Raw genomic sequence first — 20,441 nt, forward strand, 5'->3', positions numbered from 1 at the left:
GGCATGTTTTATGCCTTTTTTATTTTATTAATATCTCAAAATATGTACTTTTCCCTCTTTACAGTTTTCGTATCGGACTATATAAGGCAATAAAGACTTCAATTAATTTAGTAAAAGCAGCTAAAGCAAATATAAATACAGGATTGTAGGCTGAAATAATTCCACCTACTAATGCGCCTAATGGCATAGCTAATCGTGTAAGTACACGAGAAAAACCTAAAACACGTCCTTGCAAATTGGATGGAACAGTTTCCTGGCGAATTGATGTAACAATCGTATTCCATGTGATATTACATGTCATCGCGATTCCGAAAGCAATTCCGGGAGCGAGCCAATATGTACTCCACAAAGCAAATGTTAATCCAAGCGCTCCTAAAAATAGGAGTAAAGGAATAAGTACACCACGTCGAAATTTCTTTTCTAAAGGAACGGCAATTAAGCTTCCTAAAAGCCCACCTATTCCTATTAAAGTATAATTATAGCCACTTTGTGCGGAGGTAAGATTTAATGTCGATAATAAATAATACATAAGTATACCTAAAACAGCACTTGCTCCAAAGTTACCTACCATAGCTTGAAGTGACAAAGCTATATTTAACCGATCATTTTTCAGCCATTTAAATCCATCAAGCAAATCATTTAGTACATTTTGCAATGTATTTTTATCGGTATTCTTTTTGATTAAGCTTTTCATAGAAGGTAATATAATCACAGCAATTAATGTAGCAATAAATGAAAGAACATTAATCCAAAGTACTTGAAAGCCGCCAATAAAAGATATGAAAAGCCCAGCTATGATTGGACCAAACAAACTAGCCAATTGATTAACCATTTGATATAAAGAATTAGCCTTCGTTAATGATGCACCTGCGATGTGTGGAATGACTGTAACAGTTGTTACATCAAAAAGCATGGACATAACTGCTAAGATAAAAGTAATTACGTATAAATGCCAGATTTCTAATAGATGTAATGCATGTAGAATTGGTACGAGACTTACTAAAATAATATTGGTAATATCTGCCATCCAAAGTAACTTTTTTCGATCATATCGATCAACTAGTACACCAACTAAAGGGCCAAATAAAACGATTGGCAATACGTTAACAGCAAATAAAGAACTCATAATTACAGCTGAACCAGTTAATTGATAGGCAATCCAAGGCAGTGCAAAAGTATATAGTGAATCCCCGATTCGTGAAATGAGTAAACCAAAAATAAAAATCTTGTATTCTTTTGAAAAAATTGTCTTGACAGTTAATCTTCGTTCTTGTACAAATTTCACAATTGTATGACCTCCCTTTTTTATAGAGGAACTTGAAAATAATTCGTCCAATACGTATTAAATATAGAATTCTGTAAGAAGTTGTTGAATCCTACTTTATAATATTGATTTTATATAAAATTGTAGGGAATAGAAATTAGGGCGGTTTTTATGCGAGAAGGCGGAATGATTCGAGAACAAAAGGGGTTGCTGGATAAAGAGTTAATCTTATGACCTTTTCCGCAATTAGTGTTGTTAGCAGAACTTTTGAAAGAAGATCCTACATTAATAGATCCCTTTTTTAGTTAATAATAGCCTCCTTAATACTAGTTAATACAAGGAGGCATTAAATTTTTAATAATTAATGATATGTGTACCCTCTATCTGGAAATAATACATTACCTGTAGTAAAACTATTTTGCATTAAATATAGAACAGTATGTGCAATTTCATTATTATGGCCAGGCCTTTTTACAAGAGAAAGAGATTTATAAGATTCATAAGCATTATCAAGAAATACCACCTAAAGTAGAATATAGCTTAACTGAACATGGAAAAACAGTCAGTACTGTTTTGGATAGTATGTGTAGTTGGGGAAGAAGACATTTAGAACATATAGTTAAAGGTAAACTATAAAATTGTTATGTAAACTTAATGTACTGCGAAGTGAAATGTTGTTTTAATAATTTTTATTTTATAACATATAATTAAACAGTGTTGCAGGTTATATTACATATTTAATTTATTTTTACAAAAGGGAAGTTATAAGGTGAATGAATTAGAGTACAAAAGCTTTTATGATAGAGTAGGAAGATTAAATGGATGGGATTTTAGTAAAATAAAATGTGAAACTGTAGGAGATATATGGGACTTTTATGGGGAAGTGAAAAAAAGATGTAAACCATCAGCCACTCTACTTGATGTTGGTACAGGCGGAGGGGAAAATATACTTAATATAGCATCTTCGGCTAAATTGTTAATTGGAATTGATAATTCTAACGGCATGATTGAAACGGCACATTCTAACTTGAAAAAATCAGGTGTACAAAATGTTGAGTTTCTTCAAATGGGTTCTGAAGCTTTAACGTTTCAGAGTGCCCATTTTGATATCGCTTCTAGTTGTCACGCACCGTTTCTAGCATCTGAGTTAGCAAAAGTAATGAAACAAGGTGCTTTTTTCTTAACGCAACAAGTAAGTGAGAATGATAAATTAAACCTGAAAGAAGCATTTGGCAGAGGACAATGCTTAGGTGAACGAGATGGCACTTTAAAAGAAAAGTATATGGATGAATTTATTAGTGCAGGATTTGATCTCGTGCAAGTACGTGAATATGATGTTACTGATTATTACAATACGCCTGAAGATCTCATTTTCTTATTAAAACATACGCCTATTATTCCTAGATTTGGAGAAGAGGAAGAGGATTTTACTATTTTACAAAAGTTCATTGACACGAATAGTTCTGAAAAAGGGATTCATACAAATTCAAAAAGATTTATGATTATCGCTGTTAAATTATAATATATTTTAGCGTAAAAGCTGCTTTTCATTTAAAGAAAAGCAGCTTTTTGTGTGGAAAAGAATACAGGAAATACTTGAAAATAATAGAAATAAATAAAGTGTAAATCAAAATATGGAGGATAAATGTTTTGAAACGTTACTATATTAGCAATGAAAAAATAAATGTACATATTACTGAATGGGGGAATAATGACAAGCCCGTTATCTTTTGTTTACATGGATTAGGTAGTACGAGTTTAAGTTTTATAGAAATTGCTGAGGAATTAAAAGAAGAGTATAGATTTATCTCCGTTGATGCACCTGGACATGGTAAAACACCGCCATTTGAAAGAACAGAAGATTATGAGATGCAGAATTTAGCAAATTGGTTAAATGAAATAATAAATGAATTGAGAATCGAATACTTCTATTTTCTATCACATTCATGGGGAAGTTTTGTAGCGTTATTTTATTTGTTACATCATTCAGAAAAAGTACAAGGAAGTATTCTTATTGATGGTGGATATCAAACAAAAAGGCTTCAAGAAAAAACGTTGGAAGAAGAAATTGCTTATTATGAAAAGGACTTTGATGAATACGTTTTTAATAATTGGGACGAATTTTTCAAAAGTGAAAAAGAAGCTTATACTAGGTGGTCTTCATTGTTAGAAGTTGCTGTAAAGGACCTAGGGATCGAAATGGATAACAAAGTATGGTGGCATGCCAGGGGGAATACAGCTAGTAATATAATAAGAGGTATGCATAAAGATGAAACGATAGATATATATGAGAAGCTGCCGGCTAATATTGTATTACTCCGAGCTACAGTTCCACAAGTTTGGGCGGATTATAGAGATAAGACAGTAAATGTTTTCAAAGAGAAAACGGACAGTATAGTAAAAGTAATTCCTGATACTACACACATGTTGCACTGGGATAAACCAGAAATTGTTATAGCAGAAATAAAAAATAATTGGAGCTAACATATTCATACTAAAGTTGTAGTTTCTATATGAAAAATCCATCCTTCCGTTTGATTTTATCTATTTATAAGTGTAATACAATACGAATAGATAATAAGAAATGAGGGGGAATGTAAAGTGATTACACATATATCAGATATAAAACTACAAACGGTTTCCATGGAAGGGGTAAAACAAGTTTATAAGGACATATTATCTTTTCCAATAAAAAAAGAAACAGCATCCTTCATTCAATTTGAAGTAACACCTTATACAACAATTAGTTTTCAAGAAGTGTATGAATCAATTGCACCTGCACATGTTGCTTTTGAAATCCCATATTCAAAATTTCATGAAACAGCAAGATGGCTTGAGGAGTCTGGATTACTCATTGCGAAATGGAAAGATGGTCATATAATTGATGAAGAGGATGGTCGATTCAATTTATACTTTAAAGACGGAGATGGAAATCTACTCGAAATTATCGCGCATAGTTATGTTAAAGAAGATGTATTAGTACCGCAGTCACCTTTAAACATTTTATATGTAAGGGAAATTGGTCTTCCTGTTAAAAGTGTACCTATTTTTAGGGAATGGCTGAAATCAAATCTAAATATGAAAACGATGGAAGACGGGGATATTTTTAACTTTGTAGTTGGTGGCACTGCTTATGTCGTCGCAACTTGGTGGCAGCGACCTTGGATTCCAATCGCGATGAAAGCTCTATCACCGAAAGTACACGTTTCTTTCGGAACACCAGACGTCGCATTTTTACAGCGAATCCAAAATAACTTTAAGAAAAATGGTGTATCATTTGAATATAAATGTAATGAAGTATCATTTATTGAGCAAGGATATACATTTTCAATTGTGCATACATCAGAGTTTCATTCTGATATTCCTAAACAATTAAACTTACCGCTTTCTATTTAAGGATGGAAAGCGGTAAGTTTTTTGTATATTCGTGAAGAAGGTTTTAGCTAGGATTATAGTGAATGTAAAGAGAGGTATAAGGTGTTATTTTAATTTATGTTAAGGGGAGAAATGAAGTGGTTTTAGGTAATCCGATTGCAAAAGGGAATACAGCAGAAATTTATTTAACTGATGATAAGGTTGTAAAATTATTTAAAGATTACCTCTCAGATACAGAGTCTATAAAGGAAGCAAAAAAACAAAAATATGCGTATTCATGCGGGCTGCCAGTTCCAAACGTATTTGAAGTGACAAAGATACAAAATAGACAGGCAATTATTATGGAATATGTAAAAGGGGAGAACATTGGTAATCTCCTGCTTAATAATTTGAATGAGGCAGAGCGTTATATCGGACTTTGTGTTAATGAGCAAAAAAAGATCCATGCTATACGTGTGAATACAGATGAAATGGAGTTAATGAGGAAAAGGTTAGAGCGTCAAATTAAATCTGTACATAAATTGGATGAAAGCAAAAAGAAGAATATATTACAAAAATTAGATTCTATTACATTTGATTTTAGGCTATGTCATGGAGATTTCCATCCGTTTAATTTGATTTTGAGTAAGGAAGAGAAAGTGAAAGTTATAGACTGGGTAGATGCAAGTTCAGGTGATATTCGCGCAGATGTATTTCGAACATACTTGTTGTACTCACAATCTTCGGTAGAATTAGCTGAGATGTATTTACATATATATTGCAGTCGTACCGGCTTATCAAGAGATGAAGTTTTTCAATGGGCTCCTATTATTATTGCAGCTAGATTTTCTGAAAAAGTATCACCGCAAAATGAAGTGTATTTGAAAAGATTATTGAATCAGTATTTATAAGTCATAAAAAAGGCTGTCAGCAAATTAATAAATGCTGTTGTTTAACCAAAGTTTCCTTGTAGTTAAACAACAGCGTTCTTAAATATTGATATAGGTATTCTTATTTTCGATCTTCATCCTATAAAGGTTCATAATCCGTACTTGTTCCTCCCTTAATTCTTCTTTATCCCAATACATATGCATTAAGCTATATTCAAAAATCTCCTTTAATTTAATAAATAATGGAAACTTGTCTATCATCTCTTTTGGTAGTTCATTTTCCTCTTGGTAGCCTTCAAATAGTGCTTTTGTAATAGAATGTTCATAGTCAATGATATTCCCATTTCCAGCAAATGAATATTCTATCGCACTATAAATAGGAACGGCTAAATCGAATATGTAAAAATGTTTTTGGAATGAATCCAAGAGAATATCAACTTAACAAAATGTCTATTCAATCATTTCTTAAACTAAATTTAAATAAAGAAGGGGCGTTTAATATGAATATTTCTAGAAAAATAGAGGTTGAACAGTTGCGAAATAGGAAGAGTGAGCTATTTGATAAAGAGGTACTTAACATATTAAATGGTCAAGTTATGTATGAAGAATTTAAAAATAAAAAGCTAATGGGTGATTCTGATTATGCACCATTTAATGAGGCGATGTGTGTGAACCCTGCTACTACACAAGTTTTTGATGAGGACTTTATTAAAACAAGAGCGGAAGGACATAACAGTTCAGTAGAAAGTTATACAAAAAAGGTAATAGATCCATTAAAAAAACTTTTTACGAAAGAGTACAAATGTATTGTTTTATGGTTTGGTGAAGATATGTTTTGCCAAATGAATCTACTTACTTTACTTTCATACCTTGAGCAGTCGTGCTATGAAGGGAAAGTATACTTAAATAGTTTCAGGGAGGATGAATTTAAAGTAAATCAAATTGAACTTGAATTGGGGGATTATTCTACTATATACAATGAAGTATTAGTAAACCATAAAAAGACTTATCATAAAGTACCACCTGTAATGTATCAAGCTATAGATTTATATTTAGAAATGCTAAAAGAAGATAATATCGTAATGAAATTCATCTCTAAAAATAAAGGTTTATCAAATCAAGAATTATTAACAAAGTTGTTTTATCTTTTTCCAACAATCGGATATGGTGATACTCAGTACATAGAACTGATTAATAAAATGAAGAAGAAAACTACACCTAAAATATAGGTGTAGTTTTCTTCTTATAATTGCTCAAGTAATTCTAATTCTTTTTCTACAAATAGCATTAGTTCTTTAATTGTTTCACCAGAAAAATCAAAACGAATACCGGCCGCTTCATATATTGCCGGTAAAGATTTAGAGCTACCTAATGATAAAGCTTTTTTATAATTTTCTATTGCTTGATTAGGATTTTGTTTATATTGTTTATACATTTGCAACGCCCCAAGTTGTGCGATAGCATATTCGATGTAATAGAATGGTAATTCAAATATGTGTAGTACAGGTAACCAGCCAGTTGCAATCCAATTTTCATACCCTTCAATATTTACGACGTTCGATTGGTATGTTTTATGTAATTCTAAATACTTTTCATTTCTTTCTTTAGCGGTATGATTAGGATTTTCATACATCCAATGTTGAAATTGATCAACGATAAGCATTTGTGGTAAGTACTTAACAATATCTTTAAAGAAATCTAATTTTGCTTTTATAAATTCTTCTGTATTCTCATAAAATGTATCCCAATACTCCATCGAAAATAATTCCATTGTCATGCTAGCGAGCTCAGCTGATTCAGAAGGGATTTCTAAATATTTTTGTAGCTCTAGCTGATTCATACACTCATTATGAATACTATGACCCATTTCATGAAGGAAAGTAGTAACGTCATAATGTGTATGATTGAGATTCATGAAAATAAAAGATAGTTGCGAAGCAGGTAAGTATTCACAAAATCCTCCAGGTCCTTTTCCTTTACGACTTTCTAAATCTAAGCAATTATTTTTATGCATACGGCTTAATAATGCAGAAAATTCCGGGTCTAGTTTGTGTAAAATGCGAGAACTTTTTTCGACTAAATCACTCGCATCTTCGATAGGTTTTAATATTTTTTGATTTGGTGCGGTTGCTTTTAAATCCCATGGACGAAGACTATCTACTTGAAGTTCAGATTTTTTCTCATTAAACATTTTATCGATAAGTGGTACTACGTATTCACGAATAGATTCAGCGAGCTCATAGCAATCATCAGGTGTATAATCAAATCGTTCATATTTCTTAAACATGTAATCACAATAATTATCTAATTGAATGTTTTGCGCCTTTTGGTGACGGATTGCAATTAATTCATTTAATATCTGTTGTAATTTATTTTCAACAGATAAAAACTTTTCGGAAATGAGCGTTTTTGCTTTTTTTCGTATATGACGATCCGGATCTTGTAAGTAAGACTGTAGTTCAGTAATTGTTTTCTCTTCACTGTCCCATAGTGCAGTTAAACCACCTGTAATTTCGAAGTACTCTGTTACTAGTTTGTCTTCAGTTATCTCTAAATCAATGTTCTTTTCACAAAATAATGTTTGCGCATTCTTAATTTTTTTGTCTAGTAAGCTATACGTTTTTGGATCAAGTTCCATCCGAAAAGGTGACTCTAAATATTTATTATCAAATGAATTTTGATAACGTTTCAAAAGAGGTCGTACATATTGTTGATCATATTCAAAAGTATCTTTTATTTTTTTATTATTTGTATTACATTGAAAGGCGATATAGTGTGATCTTAATTGTTCTTCGATTTCCCAAATGACTGTAGATTGTTTTTTTAACCAGTTTTCAAGCTCTAGCTTTGAAGAAATCTCTTTATTTAATAAAGTAGAAAGAGTTTTTTCTAATTCTAGAACGTTACTAATATCAATTGTATTTGAGCGCTGCATGACATATCCCTCACTTTTTATTTACTTAAGGAAGTATTCTTCTTCTTTACTACAATCCCTTTTTTTACTAAGAAGTTTGTGCCCACTACTCCAAGAACAATCAAAATTGTTCCGATGATGTGATAGTATGCGATTTGTTCATGTAAGAATACAACACCCGCGATAATTGTAATAAGTGTAGATAAGTTGCTGAAAACACTTATTTTAGCTGCTTCAATATAAGATAAGGAATAGTTTAATAGCAATGCCGTCAGCAAGGACGATAGTAACCCTAAATATAAAATTGAGATAAGAAATGTTCCATTCGTAAAAGGTTTAAAGTATACCGTTATTGTACCTTTACTTATATGGCTGGCGATTGCGATTAAATTAAAGCTAATAAAGCCGATTACTGTCATAGTGTAAGTTAAATCCATTAGTTTGAATTTCTTCGTCATTTTTCGAGCTAACACATTATAGAAAGCAGATGATAATGCCGATAGCAAAATAAGAATAACACCTATGAAACTAGTTTCATGAGTTCCTATACCATTCATGATAAATATATAAATGACACCTATGACAGAAATGAGTACAGAGATTTTTTGCCATGTATTTGTATACTCTTTTAAAAAATAGGAAGCTAACATCATTGTAAATATAGGAATCGCCGCTAGTATAATTCCCGCCTCAGAGGAACTTGTATACACTAAGCCAAAAGCTTGAAAAGCAAAAAAAAGTGCTGGATAAAAAAACGCAATTGGTAAAAGAGAAAGTATGTTTTTTAATGATATATTTAACTTTACGAATCCAAAAATAATCGGAATATTTGCTGCTATGAAAGCAACTGTAAAACGATGAGCCAGAGTATCAAGAGGGCTTGTAATGGTTAGTGTTAGTTTCACGAATAAAAAGGAAAATCCAATAATAAATGAATAGAGTAAAGCTGATAAATATGCCTTTGTTGTAAGTTTCATAATTTCACCTCATAGTAACTGATTTTTTACTGGCCAGTATACGTACATATTAATCTTTCTGATCTAGTGCTACAATGTGAATAAATACAAACTGTACCGGTACAAAATAAACGTAAGAGGTGTCATAATGTATAAGTATTTACATGTTTTAAATGATTTAGAAAACATGATTCAATATGGAGAGATAAAAGAAGGAAAGAAATTACCGTCTATACGGTCACTCGTTATGCAATATAAGTGTAATAAGGCAACAGTTATACGTGCACTTCACGAATTAGAAAAGCGTCATATTATTTATTCCGTGCCTCAGAGTGGATACTACGTTGTAAAAAAATCAGGGAGTACCATAGAAAGTAACGAGATAATTGACTTTGCCTCTTCAGCACCAGATCCAGATGTTTTTCCATATTTAGATTTTCAACATTGTATTAATAAAGCCATTGATACATATAAAAATGACTTGTTCGTATATGGGACGCCAAAAGGTTTACCGTCTTTAATTCCGGTCATTCAAAAACAATTAGCAAACTATCAAGTCTTCACTAAAGAAGAAAATATTTTTATAACGTCAGGTGTACAGCAGGCGCTAGCAATATTAACCTCAATACCATTTCCAAATGAAAATGAAACGATATTAATTGAACAACCAACATATCATCTATATATTGAATATCTAGAAATAAATAAAATCCCTGTAATCGGTATTAAACGTACGAATGAAGGGATTGACTTAAATGAATTGGAACGTATTTTTCGAACAGGTAAAATAAAATTCTTTTATACAATACCAAGATTTCATCATCCACTTGGAACTTCTTATTCTAAAGATGAGAAAGAAAAAATCGTATTATTGGCTAAGAAATATAATGTATTTATAGTGGAAGATGATTATTTAGCAGATTTAGAAACGGATTCGAAAGCTGATCCGTTATATAGCTTGAATCATGATAATCATGTCATATATTTGAAAAGTTATTCGAAGATCATTTTTCCAGGTTTACGAGTTGGTGTAGCAGTTATTCCACCGATTATTGCGAATGCTTTTTATACATATAAAAAGATTTTAGATATTGATAGCCCAATGATATCTCAAGCTGCTTTAGAAATTTATATAAAGAGTGGCATGTTTGAACGTCATAAAAATAAAATTAAATCTTCCTATCACGATAGATCTAAAAAATTAGCAGAAACACTAGAAAGAACTCATAGTGAAAACCCACTTTTATTCACATATAAAAAGCATAATACAATTGGAATTCATACTTGTTTAAAATTACATAAAACGAGTATTTCAGAAATGTTTTTCCAAAGACTAAGTGAAAAACAAATAAGTATTGATACAATTGATAAAAATTATGTGAGAGGTTTTCCGAAAGAAAGACTATTAAAGTTAAACGTATCGAATGTGAAGGAAGATAGGATGGAAGAAGGAATTCGTAAAATAATGGAGGAAATCAAACAATTGGAACATATAACCTTCCAATTTAAAAAAGAAAAAAATGAAAAAGGAGGTTTGTTGTAAGATGCAAAATAATTCTCTTGTTTGTGTGTATTGCTATAATAATTGAAACTACTGTTGTAACTAAATATTATAATAAGGATGATAATTATAATTCTTCAAAGAAACATGGCTAGATTTATCAGAAGATAATTCCTAAAGCCAATGCTTAATTAAGGTTATGGCGGGTGTAAACCAATTAGAACGTGATCTGATCCGTAGGTGGAAACATAAAGGGATTGAACTGAATAAGAAAGAAGGAAAATTTAAAGGTTGGTTAAAGAAATACCATAAAAATCATGCAGGAATGAATTATGCAGTAAAGCTTTATGAAGAGGTAGATATGAATGTAAATCAAATTTGTGAAATTACAAATGTGTCTAGGGCCTCATTATTTAGAAAGCTATCGGAAAGGAACAGTTGATGAGTTATACTAAAAATCAGAAATATATAATAAGGGATAAATTCCATAGAGAGGTGGAATTACATGCCTAAAATTGATAATATGTTAGCGATTCTATGGATGCTTCGCTCAGGTAAAAAAATTACTGCAAAACAAATTTCAGAAAAGTTAGAGATGAATATAAGGACTGTGTATCGTTATATTGATACAATTTCAACAAGTGGTGTACCTATAATTTCAGAACCAGGACATAACGGTGGATACACGTTATTAAACAATTTTATTGAGGCTCCTCTTTTTTTTGATTTTGAAGAGCAAACTTCACTATTTCACGCTGCTGTTTTTGCAGAAGAAGCCGGATATTATGGGGGTGAAGCATTAAATAGGGCCATTTCAAAACTAAGTAAATACTCAAATCAAGAGCAGGAAGCAAAGATAAACCGACATTTAAGTAGTCTAGAAGTAATAAGTCGATTTAGTTCATCCTCTATGGAACACTTTTTGAAGGAGTTGGAGCAGGCCGTAACTGATGGGTATTCAGTAAAAATTCTTTATTATAAAAGTGAGAAAAAGCAATTAAATTATAGATTGGTCAATCCGTACAGAATTATCTATTGGAATAATAAGTGGTATGTGATTGGATTTTGTCATCTTAGGAATGATATCCGTAGTTTTAGGGTAGATCGAATTGAAAATTTAATGCTAACCGAAAATAAGTTTAACCGGCCAGAAAATTTTTCAGCACGTGACTTTTTTATAAAAAATCTTTTTCCAACTATAGAAGATAAGGAAGGGATTATTTCTTTGGTTATTAGTGGGGATAAAAGTGTATTGGCTGATATTTGCCAACATTGGTTTTTAGGACATTATTTACAAGTGCGGACTTCAAATCAAGCAGTTTTTCTTCTTGAAAAAGATATGATACATACATATGTACCTTATTTACTTTTACCGTACAATAAATCTATTAAAGTTATTGAGCCAATAAGTCTTAAGAAAAGACTTATTGAAGTTCTGTCGGAATTAATAAAGTTTCATGAAGTATGATAACTTCCCTGACGTTAACTGTCAGGGAAGTTATATTATAATATCCATATCAATTGTGATTGGAGTGATATGGGATGCAAACAAAAAAAGTTTTTCTATATGTATTTAATACAATGTCGGACTGGGAATATGGATATTTAATTACCGAACTAAATTCAGGAAGATTTTTTAAAAAAGATTTAGTACCTTTAAAAGTAATTACAGTAGGAGCTAATAAAGAAATGATTACTACTATGGGGGGACTGAGCATAAAACCAGATATTTCCCTTGATGAATGTACTTTTGAGAGTAAAGATCTTTTAATTTTACCAGGAGGGACTACTTGGAGTGAAGAGATTCATCAACCTATCTTGGAAAGAGTTGGCCAAGCTTTAAAGTTTGGTACTATTGTTGCTGCAATTTGTGGTGCAACTGAGGCCCTTGCAAATAGGGGATACTTAGATACTAGAAAGCATACAACTAATAATTTAGAATACACTAAAATGGTATGTCCTAACTATAAAGGAGAAAAATTCTATGAGTTGAGATCTGCGGTATCTGATGCGAATTTAGTTACTGCATCAGGAATAGCTCCTCTGGAATTTGCGATGGAAGTACTGAAAAAATTAGATGTATTTGCACCAGATACATTACATTCATGGTATAACCTAAATAAAACTCACAAACCTGAATACTTCTTCCAGTTAATGAATTCAATAAATTGCTGAACTAAAAAATCAACTAAGTAGATTTATATTTGTTTAAAAAATAACCATGTTCTAGACAATGTCAAAGCATGGTTATTGAATATAACTTAAAAATGGTTATAAAGTAATGAAAATTCCTTAACATTGTATATTCGTATTTTCCTGACGTTACCTCTATAAAAGGAAATATGATAACAATCATATACCCAAAGTGATAGAACTGAGTTATAAAAAGTAGAAGAAAAGTGTTATGTTAATAATTTTTAGAGCACCCAATTGTTGAGTGCTCTTTTTGTTTAGGACATAATTGTTTTAAATGGAAATAAACTACCAATAGGTGATATCCTTAAAGTATAGCATTTACTTTGAATAGGAGGGTGATGGAGTCTATGGGGGTACGTATAGTCGATGATTTACAGCAATTATCATTGTTACTTATGTTTTTAAGTACATTTATATTTTACAGATACTTAAAGAAAGTGAAACGAGAGAGGAAATTGACTGGTTTTGAATGGACAATGTATTTTGTCACTCAATTTGCGACATTAATTTGGGCATTCACTTATTTTATTAAACACTTAGCTGAATCGTAATTTCTATTCATTTTCAACTAGTTTACTGTTATCTATTAGGAATATAAATATAGTCTGTATCTAAATCAATGACAACAGCGCTCATGACGTCTTCTCGTAGTAACTTTGGGATTTTTTCATAATGATATCGTATACAAAATAAGCTTAGAAGATCTTCGTTAGATAACTCTTCACTTTTAACATGTAAATACATTGTTCTTATTTCGTGTATAGAGCAGGTAAAGCCAATAACATACTCATTTATTTCATATCCATCAAATTCAATTATCATATTATCACTGTTGGTTGCTAGCCAACTTTATAGCTTAATTTTAGATGAATCTATTATACATTGTTTGAAATTTAGTGAGAATATATTTTATAAAATGTGAGGGGTATAAATGGAATAAAATAAATTAGTTTTAGAAGGACCAAAACGTCTTAAGTGGAAAACATGTAAAATTAAGTCTATACAGGATAATGAAATTATCGTTAAAACAATTGCAGGTGCAATAAGTATTGGAGCAGAGTTACCACAGTATAAAGAATCGGATGTTACAGATACAAATCCTATCTATCCAAGAAAAACTGGATATGAAAGTTATGGTGAAGTAATTCAAGTTGGTAATAAAGTAACCAATTTAAATGTAGGTGATAAAGTAGTTTCTTTTTATGGACATGAAACGATAGGAATAGTTAAGGGAGATAAAGTAATTCGAGTGCCTAGTTATATAAAACCTAAAGTTGCTTTATTATCTATTCTTTCGTGTGATGCTGCTAAAGAGGTATTGAAGCTAGACCCGCGACAGGATGAAAAAGTACTTATTACTGGAATGGGAGTTATCGGTTTACTCGCTTGTTATTTCTTAAAATACTATGTAGGTGTTAAGCATGTGGATGTTGTTGAGCCTAATAAAAATAGAAGAGAATTTGCAAAGAAGTTTGGTGCGAAAAATCTCTTTGATTCAGAAAAACAAATAATAGAAACATATAATTACGGTTTGGAATGTTCTGCTACAAATAGAGGGTTTCACACATTACAAAAGGCTATTAATAGTAATGGAGCGATATGTATTCTTTCTGATGGTAATATAGAAGACTTAACATTAACCGCCGACTTTTATCGAAAAGAATTGAAAATCATTGGTTCAAGTGATGGATATGATTACCAAAAACATGCAGATTGGTTTTTTAGTCAAATAGAACAGACGCCATGGATAGAAGAGATTTTTCAACATGAAATTCATTATACTGCACTTGAAAAATGTTTTGAGGAATTAAGTCAAGGAATAATTACTCCTTTAAAAGTATTTGTCTCATATGAATAATGAACAAAACAAACAGATACTTGTCACATAGCCTACATATTTTTCGACACTAATATGATAACAGAGCGCGGAGTAACATGTACGGAATTTTTTATAGGTACAACGGGTTGTGTAAAGTGAGAAGGGCTGTTGCGCTTTCATTATGTACAAATAGTATATTATCTTTCTCAATGTACATATTAAGTAAAGTGTTTAATATCATGTACATAAAAGGCGGGGTAATATGGATGAAAATAAGAAAGATGAAGAATTGATTAAATTTAAGAAACAATGGTTTAATGAAGATAATCAACCAGTAGCTGGTATAGAGCTAGCTTTACCGCCTGATATAGGCAGCATGTTAGACTCGAAATCAGTTGATGATAAAAGTGGAGAAAGTAATAATGAATAAGTTTAATCTATACGCATCCATTTGGGTGCTTTTGTTTTTTTGACAATAGAAAATAGATCATCAAATTCTTATTGAAAAAAGATGGATCTAAATAGATCCATTTTCTATATATGTAAGTTTTAATTTTCACCAAAAAGTTTAAAGTGCATCTAGAATGCTAATAACATTTACCATTAAAGGATTGGGCTATTATGCATATTATTGTTGAAAGCATTATTTTAATTCTCACTGGGATTCTTGCATTAAAAATGACAGGTAGTACATCTGTCAGCCAAATGACAAGAGCTGAAATCATTATAGTAGTATCAATTGCGCGTATTATTGTAGAGCCTGTATTAAGTAGGAAAGTAGTCCCATCTATATTTGCGGCTATCATATTTGCAAGCATATTACTTATTATTCATTTCTTTGAATTAAAATCAAGGAAGTTGGAACAATTCCTAAATGGCAGTAGCTTTGTAATTGTTGAAAATGGAGAGATTATTAAAGCGAACTTGATGAAGGCAAAAATGTCTGAACAACAACTTTATATGCAATTAAGAGAAAAAGGAATACATGATTTAAAGATTTTGCAGCAAGTTACAGCTGAGCCGAATGGGCGTATTGGTTATCAATTAATAGAGAAAGCTCAACCGATAACTTTAGAAATGTTAGAAAAAACATTAGATCAGCACAAAATAAAAAGATAATTTCTTATGTGAAATGCCAATATACAATTGAATTATTGGCATTTTTTATTTTTTCTAAATGTAAAAGTTAATATTTAGAATAGATATTCAGCCAATCTTTAAATTAGATATAGGCTTATTAATATGCTATATTCAATGGAGCTATAGTGACTGTGTTGAAAAAAGCAGCGTTAAAATAAATAGGTCTTTCATGTGATATTAAACATGAGATAAGAATAAGGAGATAAAAATAAAATGGAATTTTGGGAATCAAGTTTTATTGAGAAACAAACAATGTGGGGATTTGAACCTACAGAATCTGCAATTTTGACAAAAGATTTTTTTCTAGAAAAGAACATTAAGGACATATTAGTTCCCGGTATTGGATATGGTAGAAACGCAAAGGTATTTATCGAAAATAGTATAAATGTAACAGGTATTGAAATTTCGAAAACAGCGATCGATTTAGCAAGAGAAAACGGACTAGAAGATGTTAGTATGTATCACGGTTCAGTAAACGAAATGCCTTTTGATAATAAACTGTATGATGGGATATTTAGTCATGCACTTCTTCATTTGTTGAATGGACAGGAAAGAGAGAAATTTATTGAAGATTGTTATAATCAGTTAAAACCAGGAGGATATATGGTTTTTACAACTGTTTCTAAAAAAGCTCCCATGTACGGAAAAGGAAAACAGTTGGATAAAGATTATTATGAGATAATGGAAGGTGTAAAAATGTTCTTCTATGATTCTGAATCTATAAAAAAAGATTTTAATCAATATGGATTAGTACAAGTTTCGGAAATTGATGAACCAAATAAGAACATAGTAAATAAACCTTCAATCAATTTCTTAATGATAAAATGTAAGAAAGAACGATAACTAAAAGTTATTAAGAATGATTAAAGATGTTTATATATTGATTATGCACAAATAAAAAGGACAAGCATATAATATAAATACCTTTTAACTTTAAGTAACCTTAACTTTCGTTAATAGGGTATCTCAAAATCCCCAAAAGAGCACTTGCGGAAACAAGTGCTCTTTTATTTCTTTGTTTCATAAATATTTATACTTGCAAATTTCGTGCAATAAAAATAAATCTGAGAGAAATAACCATATCTTTATTATACGATTATTTCTGAACTACAAACGTTATAGCATTTGTTTTTAATTGAATGTGTCTTTCATTACGAACTATATTATAAGCTAATTCTTTTATTTCAACTTTTACTTCTTTCCATCCTTTATAAAAGTTTTTTAATAGACGTATCAGTTCTTCGGTTGAGAGATTAATTTCAATTAAAGCTTCTAATTCTTCATTCGTTTTTAAATCAATTTCTTGTATGTTAGAGTTAATAATCAAACAATTAATACCGCCGTTTTTTTCCCTTTTTTCATAGAATGAAGTACGTTTTTAAAATCTTCTTCTGATTTGATATGTTCTAAACTTGATACTGCAACGATATAATCATAAGCGTTAGAGTCAATATGATAGTTTTCAATTGCTGCTTGTTCTGTTTTTATAACCTCGAATACATCATGTTCTTTGCTATAAGTTTGTAGCTTTGTTAAAGCGGAATTAAGTAAATCAACACATGTAACAGTGCCGCTAGTATTTCTTATCTTTTGTGCAATTGGAATGCTATTTCTACCGACGCGAGAGCCAAGATCAAGTACTTGCAAGTTGTTTTGTCCTTCAAAGTGATCCATCAAGTTCATAACTGTTTTAACCGGTTTGTACAACCAAGAGCCAATTTCAAATAGTTTATATTGTGTTCATAGCAAAGGTCGTGATATTTCTTTTCTTCTTGTCTTATGTAATCGATACGGTTCATATTGTTTCAGCCCCAATATTTTTATTGCAAAATTCATATGTAGGACAACCTTTTATATTTGTTTGAATTCGAAAAATACCACCAGCATGTGGATACTCTTTTAATTCGTCATCCGTCATTCTTGTTCTGGCTGTTGTAACATATAAATCTGTTAAATTAGGTCCTCCAAATGTACATGATGTTACATATAAAGCTGGAATTGGAATATTTAATATTTGTTCTCCAGTAGATGGATTCCATCTAGTTATTTTTGAACCTCCCCAATGTGCAATCCATAAACAACCTTCTTCGTCAATTGTCATACCATCAGGTAGACCATCATTTTCAGAGAAATTGATTACATCACTTGGATTATGAATGTCTCCAGTACGTATATTATATTGATAGCGAACCACTTTTTTAGTAGGTGTATCTATAAAGTAAAAGTATGTATGATCAGGTGACCAAGCAATTCCATTTGATGTATTTACATGTGAAACTTTTTTCTCTACACTTAAATTATGATGTAAACAATACAAGGAACCTGCAGCATTCATACCGTATGTATCTGTAGAACCTGCCCAGAAACGACCAGCTGGATCACATTTTCCATCATTGAAACGATTTTCTATTAAATGTGGTTCAGGGTCAAAAATATGTGTCAGTTTTTCGGTATTTACATTAATAGAATAAAAGCCTTTTTCCATAGCTAAGAGTAGTACATCCTCTAAATATGGAACAACACAGCCAATTTGTTGATTGAGTGCAATTACTCGGTTCGTATTAGCGGTAGGATTGTAGATGCATAATTTTCTCTCCATAATATCAACCCAATATAAAAGTTGCTTTTTTTCATTCCAACATGGTCCTTCAGCTAAACTTGCTTTAGCATCTAAAACTAATTCTATATTACTGAACAAGATGTTCACCTCGCGTTATAAGATATTAATATAATTCGATAAGAATAGAGGTAAACCTTTTAGTTAGAGGATATTAAGATTTATACTGTAGAAAAATGACCTTCTCACAAGTGATTAAAAAAGTGTATAAACAAGGAGAGGAAAATGCATATGATGTTTTATGAAATTGTTTGCTTTTCTTGTAAGAATATATTTCGTGTTTACGAAGGCAGTGAAAAATATAAGCGATTTAAAGAGAAACCAAACGGGGCATATTGTTGTGATGAGTGTAGTCATAAAATTCAATTAGAAGCGATAAAGAATTTTTTTAGGTAATTAAACTAAAATTCTGGAAATCATAACTTAATTTTTATTTTAGAAGATTTTTTAAGAATAATGTCTAAATATAGAATGTAAATAAAGATGAAGTATACACAAAACAATTCGTTTAATCGATAAGTATATATTATGAAAATTGAGTTAGAAATAAAAACGGCAAGCTAGAATTCGCTTGCCGTTTTTTTATAGTTTTGTATGTATTTGTATACCTTTTGCTTTTTCTTTTTCGTTCTTTACGCGTACAATTAAATTATAAGATCCAGATTTTGGTGCTTCAAAAGAAAGTAAACCTTCTTTTTGAGAAGTGACTTCTTCTTCGTAAATGACCTTATCGTCTTTAGTGATTTGTAATAAAATTGTACCCTCTTCAACGGTTGCATCAAAAGGAAATTGTACATTTCCTTGTTCAGTTTTGATCGTTTGTACATCGTAATACCCTTTCAGGGAGCCAATGTTTAAAGTTGTTTCGCCGTTTTTTTGAACCTTGGTGACTTTTACTGCTGTATTACCACATGCGCTTAATAATACAACAAGAGTTAGAATGAGAAATAAACGTAGTAATTTCATAGTGATCCCCTTTTTATCATTATAAAATTTTTCCAATGCGTAAATTAGTTTATCATTTTTTTATAAACAAATATATACATTAAAACTAAAAGTTGTTATTTAGTGATAACCTCTTATATACCATTTGGTTTCTATTAGTCTAAGAAACTTCAGTACATGTTGAATATTCGATTAATAAAATGTTATAGGAGTTAAATATTTTATCTTACTATTAGATTACTTGAATGAAAAGAAAACACCGAAAGTATATATAAAAGCAGGTACTTTCGGTGTTTTCTTTTTTACTATCGTGAATACATTTTCGGACATTCATCACCACTTGGTTCATAAAAACAATGGCTTTTAAACTGTCCTACAAATGGCTGATTATACCATTCAGGTGGACAAGCTCCAACTGGACGGAAATACCAAAGAGCCCATCGTGCAGGCCAGCGCCATTCACCTTGTAAAACTTTTCGTGCGATTTCTTTTTCTGATTCACGAGCGCGTTGATAAAAATATCCATATTGTACGGCTTCAAATCCGCCGGGGCTTTGATATACAGCATCTCGTACGGTACGGAGTTGTTTAAAATCTAAGCAATCACAAAATACACGGTTTACTACAACGCATCCAACTAACTCCTCACCTTGGCGACCTTCGCCTTCAGCTTCAGCACGAATTAAACGAGCTAGTAAATCAACATCACTTTCGTTGTATGGAATAAGGGGCATAGTGATACCACCTTTCTGTTATAGTAAAGAGTGTATGTTATAAAACAATCTGCGTGCTTTTTTACATAAAAATAACATTTAATTTTAAGAGGAGCTTGTATAAAAAAAGCT

22 protein-coding genes and 4 pseudogenes are annotated in these 20,441 nt (G+C 31.1%); 16 read left to right on the forward strand and 10 right to left on the reverse strand.

Features of this window, described 5'->3' with window-relative positions:
- Positions 1-58: 58 nt before the first annotated feature.
- Together ACTFRY_RS16595 and ACTFRY_RS16600 are read right to left on the reverse strand one after the other, a co-directional pair.
- Entirely contained in the window at positions 59-1,285 is a 1,227-nt protein-coding gene (locus ACTFRY_RS16595) for an MFS transporter (protein WP_098616567.1), read from the reverse strand.
- Positions 1,286-1,625: 340 nt separating this feature from the next.
- Positions 1,626-1,769: pseudogene (locus ACTFRY_RS16600) on the reverse strand (SDR family oxidoreductase); the annotation flags it as partial.
- On the opposite strand from ACTFRY_RS16600, the pseudogene ACTFRY_RS16605 reads away from it, so the two are divergent.
- The 5 genes and pseudogenes from ACTFRY_RS16605 to ACTFRY_RS16625 all read left to right on the forward strand — a co-directional run.
- Positions 1,766-1,900, forward strand: a pseudogene (locus ACTFRY_RS16605) (winged helix-turn-helix transcriptional regulator); the annotation flags it as partial. The pseudogenes ACTFRY_RS16600 and ACTFRY_RS16605 sit on opposite strands and share 4 nt — an antisense overlap.
- A 133-nt stretch (positions 1,901-2,033) precedes the next feature.
- Complete coding sequence (locus ACTFRY_RS16610; RefSeq protein ID WP_098616568.1) at positions 2,034-2,786, forward strand: class I SAM-dependent methyltransferase; 753 nt, start codon at positions 2,034-2,036, stop codon at positions 2,784-2,786.
- Between the two features lie 128 nt (positions 2,787-2,914).
- Positions 2,915-3,748, forward strand: a complete 834-nt coding sequence (locus ACTFRY_RS16615) for an alpha/beta fold hydrolase (RefSeq protein ID WP_061654675.1) — start codon at positions 2,915-2,917, stop codon at positions 3,746-3,748.
- 117 nt (positions 3,749-3,865) lie between these two features.
- Positions 3,866-4,660 (forward strand): VOC family protein, encoded by a 795-nt coding sequence (locus ACTFRY_RS16620; protein ID WP_098616569.1) that lies wholly within the window; start codon positions 3,866-3,868, stop codon positions 4,658-4,660.
- A gap of 116 nt (positions 4,661-4,776) precedes the next feature.
- A complete protein-coding gene (locus tag ACTFRY_RS16625) occupies positions 4,777-5,529 on the forward strand; it encodes an aminoglycoside phosphotransferase family protein (RefSeq protein WP_000242842.1) in 753 nt (250 codons plus the stop codon).
- 78 nt (positions 5,530-5,607) lie between these two features.
- On the opposite strand, the gene ACTFRY_RS16630 is transcribed toward ACTFRY_RS16625, so the two are convergent.
- Positions 5,608-5,934: a hypothetical protein gene (locus ACTFRY_RS16630; RefSeq protein WP_001999850.1), complete on the reverse strand. Its 327-nt coding sequence runs from the start codon at positions 5,932-5,934 to the stop codon at positions 5,608-5,610.
- Here ACTFRY_RS16630 and ACTFRY_RS16635 point away from each other — a divergent pair.
- Positions 5,925-6,737 (forward strand): AraC family transcriptional regulator, encoded by an 813-nt coding sequence (locus ACTFRY_RS16635; RefSeq protein WP_100619076.1) that lies wholly within the window; start codon positions 5,925-5,927, stop codon positions 6,735-6,737. The genes ACTFRY_RS16630 and ACTFRY_RS16635 overlap by 10 nt on opposite strands.
- Positions 6,738-6,751: 14 nt before the next feature.
- Here ACTFRY_RS16635 and ACTFRY_RS16640 read toward each other — a convergent pair whose 3' ends face one another.
- Both ACTFRY_RS16640 and ACTFRY_RS16645 read right to left on the reverse strand, forming a co-directional pair.
- Positions 6,752-8,443 carry a M3 family oligoendopeptidase gene (locus ACTFRY_RS16640; protein WP_098616570.1) on the reverse strand — a complete coding sequence of 564 codons (1,692 nt, stop codon included), beginning with the start codon at positions 8,441-8,443 and terminating at the stop codon, positions 6,752-6,754.
- Positions 8,444-8,460: 17 nt separating this feature from the next.
- A complete protein-coding gene (locus tag ACTFRY_RS16645; protein WP_098616571.1) occupies positions 8,461-9,399 on the reverse strand; it encodes a DMT family transporter in 939 nt (312 codons plus the stop codon).
- Between the two features lie 127 nt (positions 9,400-9,526).
- Between ACTFRY_RS16645 and ACTFRY_RS16650 the strand changes: the two genes are divergently transcribed.
- From ACTFRY_RS16650 to ACTFRY_RS16670, 5 genes and pseudogenes are all read left to right on the forward strand, one after another.
- Complete coding sequence (locus ACTFRY_RS16650; protein ID WP_098616572.1) at positions 9,527-10,921, forward strand: aminotransferase-like domain-containing protein; 1,395 nt, start codon at positions 9,527-9,529, stop codon at positions 10,919-10,921.
- 97 nt (positions 10,922-11,018) lie between these two features.
- Positions 11,019-11,321: pseudogene (locus ACTFRY_RS16655) on the forward strand (helix-turn-helix domain-containing protein); the annotation flags it as partial.
- A 63-nt stretch (positions 11,322-11,384) separates the two neighbouring features.
- Positions 11,385-12,347 carry a helix-turn-helix transcriptional regulator gene (locus ACTFRY_RS16660; protein ID WP_098616573.1) on the forward strand — a complete coding sequence of 321 codons (963 nt, stop codon included), beginning with the start codon at positions 11,385-11,387 and terminating at the stop codon, positions 12,345-12,347.
- 74 nt (positions 12,348-12,421) lie between these two features.
- Entirely contained in the window at positions 12,422-13,054 is a 633-nt protein-coding gene (locus tag ACTFRY_RS16665; protein ID WP_098616574.1) for a type 1 glutamine amidotransferase family protein, read from the forward strand.
- 368 nt (positions 13,055-13,422) lie between these two features.
- Complete coding sequence (locus ACTFRY_RS16670; protein WP_000538966.1) at positions 13,423-13,626, forward strand: hypothetical protein; 204 nt, start codon at positions 13,423-13,425, stop codon at positions 13,624-13,626.
- A 28-nt stretch (positions 13,627-13,654) separates the two neighbouring features.
- Here ACTFRY_RS16670 and ACTFRY_RS16675 read toward each other — a convergent pair whose 3' ends face one another.
- Positions 13,655-13,897 (reverse strand): hypothetical protein, encoded by a 243-nt coding sequence (locus ACTFRY_RS16675; protein ID WP_098616575.1) that lies wholly within the window; start codon positions 13,895-13,897, stop codon positions 13,655-13,657.
- A gap of 169 nt (positions 13,898-14,066) precedes the next feature.
- On the opposite strand from ACTFRY_RS16675, the gene ACTFRY_RS16680 reads away from it, so the two are divergent.
- The 4 genes from ACTFRY_RS16680 to ACTFRY_RS16695 all read left to right on the forward strand — a co-directional run bounded on the left by ACTFRY_RS16680 (position 14,067) and on the right by ACTFRY_RS16695 (position 16,877).
- Positions 14,067-14,933 carry a zinc-binding dehydrogenase gene (locus tag ACTFRY_RS16680; protein ID WP_229172908.1) on the forward strand — a complete coding sequence of 289 codons (867 nt, stop codon included), beginning with the start codon at positions 14,067-14,069 and terminating at the stop codon, positions 14,931-14,933.
- A 223-nt stretch (positions 14,934-15,156) separates the two neighbouring features.
- Positions 15,157-15,324, forward strand: a complete 168-nt coding sequence (locus ACTFRY_RS16685; RefSeq protein ID WP_098616576.1) for a hypothetical protein — start codon at positions 15,157-15,159, stop codon at positions 15,322-15,324.
- Between the two features lie 191 nt (positions 15,325-15,515).
- On the forward strand, positions 15,516-16,013 hold the full coding sequence (locus ACTFRY_RS16690; RefSeq protein WP_098616577.1) for a DUF421 domain-containing protein: 498 nt from the start codon (positions 15,516-15,518) through the stop codon (positions 16,011-16,013).
- 234 nt (positions 16,014-16,247) lie between these two features.
- Positions 16,248-16,877 (forward strand): class I SAM-dependent methyltransferase, encoded by a 630-nt coding sequence (locus ACTFRY_RS16695; RefSeq protein ID WP_000397589.1) that lies wholly within the window; start codon positions 16,248-16,250, stop codon positions 16,875-16,877.
- 253 nt (positions 16,878-17,130) lie between these two features.
- Here ACTFRY_RS16695 and ACTFRY_RS16700 read toward each other — a convergent pair.
- Together ACTFRY_RS16700 and ACTFRY_RS16705 are read right to left on the reverse strand one after the other, a co-directional pair.
- Positions 17,131-17,833: pseudogene (locus tag ACTFRY_RS16700) on the reverse strand (class I SAM-dependent methyltransferase).
- Positions 17,830-18,732 (reverse strand): SMP-30/gluconolactonase/LRE family protein, encoded by a 903-nt coding sequence (locus ACTFRY_RS16705; protein WP_000492422.1) that lies wholly within the window; start codon positions 18,730-18,732, stop codon positions 17,830-17,832. The pseudogene ACTFRY_RS16700 and the gene ACTFRY_RS16705 overlap by 4 nt, the downstream one beginning before the upstream one ends.
- Positions 18,733-18,876: 144 nt before the next feature.
- On the opposite strand from ACTFRY_RS16705, the gene ACTFRY_RS16710 reads away from it, so the two are divergent.
- Positions 18,877-19,047 carry a DUF2197 domain-containing protein gene (locus ACTFRY_RS16710; RefSeq protein WP_000551047.1) on the forward strand — a complete coding sequence of 57 codons (171 nt, stop codon included), beginning with the start codon at positions 18,877-18,879 and terminating at the stop codon, positions 19,045-19,047.
- A 186-nt stretch (positions 19,048-19,233) separates the two neighbouring features.
- Here the strand turns inward: ACTFRY_RS16710 and ACTFRY_RS16715 are convergent, their stop codons facing one another.
- A complete protein-coding gene (locus tag ACTFRY_RS16715; protein WP_000771814.1) occupies positions 19,234-19,617 on the reverse strand; it encodes a BA_1872 family lipoprotein in 384 nt (127 codons plus the stop codon).
- A gap of 284 nt (positions 19,618-19,901) precedes the next feature.
- Entirely contained in the window at positions 19,902-20,330 is a 429-nt protein-coding gene (locus ACTFRY_RS16720; RefSeq protein ID WP_001128398.1) for a cell wall hydrolase, read from the reverse strand.
- Between the last annotated feature and the right edge of the window lie 111 nt (positions 20,331-20,441).

Origin of the sequence: Bacillus cereus group sp. MYBK195-1, assembly GCF_051916605.1 — a bacterium.
GTDB classification, from domain to species: Bacteria; Bacillota; Bacilli; order Bacillales; family Bacillaceae_G; genus Bacillus_A; species Bacillus_A cereus.

Excerpts from the sequence above, each read along its gene's own strand:
- ACTFRY_RS16690 (WP_098616577.1), top strand. The coding sequence starts at position 15,516 with ATGCATATTATTGTTGAAAGCATTATTTTAATTCTCACTGGGATTCTT.
- ACTFRY_RS16695 (WP_000397589.1), top strand. The coding sequence starts at position 16,248 with ATGGAATTTTGGGAATCAAGTTTTATTGAGAAACAAACAATGTGGGGA.
- ACTFRY_RS16645 (WP_098616571.1), bottom strand. The coding sequence starts at position 9,399 with ATGAAACTTACAACAAAGGCATATTTATCAGCTTTACTCTATTCATTT.
- ACTFRY_RS16685 (WP_098616576.1), top strand. The coding sequence starts at position 15,157 with ATGGATGAAAATAAGAAAGATGAAGAATTGATTAAATTTAAGAAACAA.
- ACTFRY_RS16650 (WP_098616572.1), top strand. The coding sequence starts at position 9,527 with ATGTATAAGTATTTACATGTTTTAAATGATTTAGAAAACATGATTCAA.
- ACTFRY_RS16670 (WP_000538966.1), top strand. The coding sequence starts at position 13,423 with ATGGGGGTACGTATAGTCGATGATTTACAGCAATTATCATTGTTACTT.
- ACTFRY_RS16710 (WP_000551047.1), top strand. The coding sequence starts at position 18,877 with ATGCATATGATGTTTTATGAAATTGTTTGCTTTTCTTGTAAGAATATA.
- ACTFRY_RS16715 (WP_000771814.1), bottom strand. The coding sequence starts at position 19,617 with ATGAAATTACTACGTTTATTTCTCATTCTAACTCTTGTTGTATTATTA.
- ACTFRY_RS16675 (WP_098616575.1), bottom strand. The coding sequence starts at position 13,897 with ATGATAATTGAATTTGATGGATATGAAATAAATGAGTATGTTATTGGC.
- ACTFRY_RS16720 (WP_001128398.1), bottom strand. The coding sequence starts at position 20,330 with ATGCCCCTTATTCCATACAACGAAAGTGATGTTGATTTACTAGCTCGT.
- ACTFRY_RS16640 (WP_098616570.1), bottom strand. The coding sequence starts at position 8,443 with ATGCAGCGCTCAAATACAATTGATATTAGTAACGTTCTAGAATTAGAA.
- ACTFRY_RS16660 (WP_098616573.1), top strand. The coding sequence starts at position 11,385 with ATGCCTAAAATTGATAATATGTTAGCGATTCTATGGATGCTTCGCTCA.
- ACTFRY_RS16665 (WP_098616574.1), top strand. The coding sequence starts at position 12,422 with ATGCAAACAAAAAAAGTTTTTCTATATGTATTTAATACAATGTCGGAC.
- ACTFRY_RS16635 (WP_100619076.1), top strand. The coding sequence starts at position 5,925 with ATGAATCCAAGAGAATATCAACTTAACAAAATGTCTATTCAATCATTT.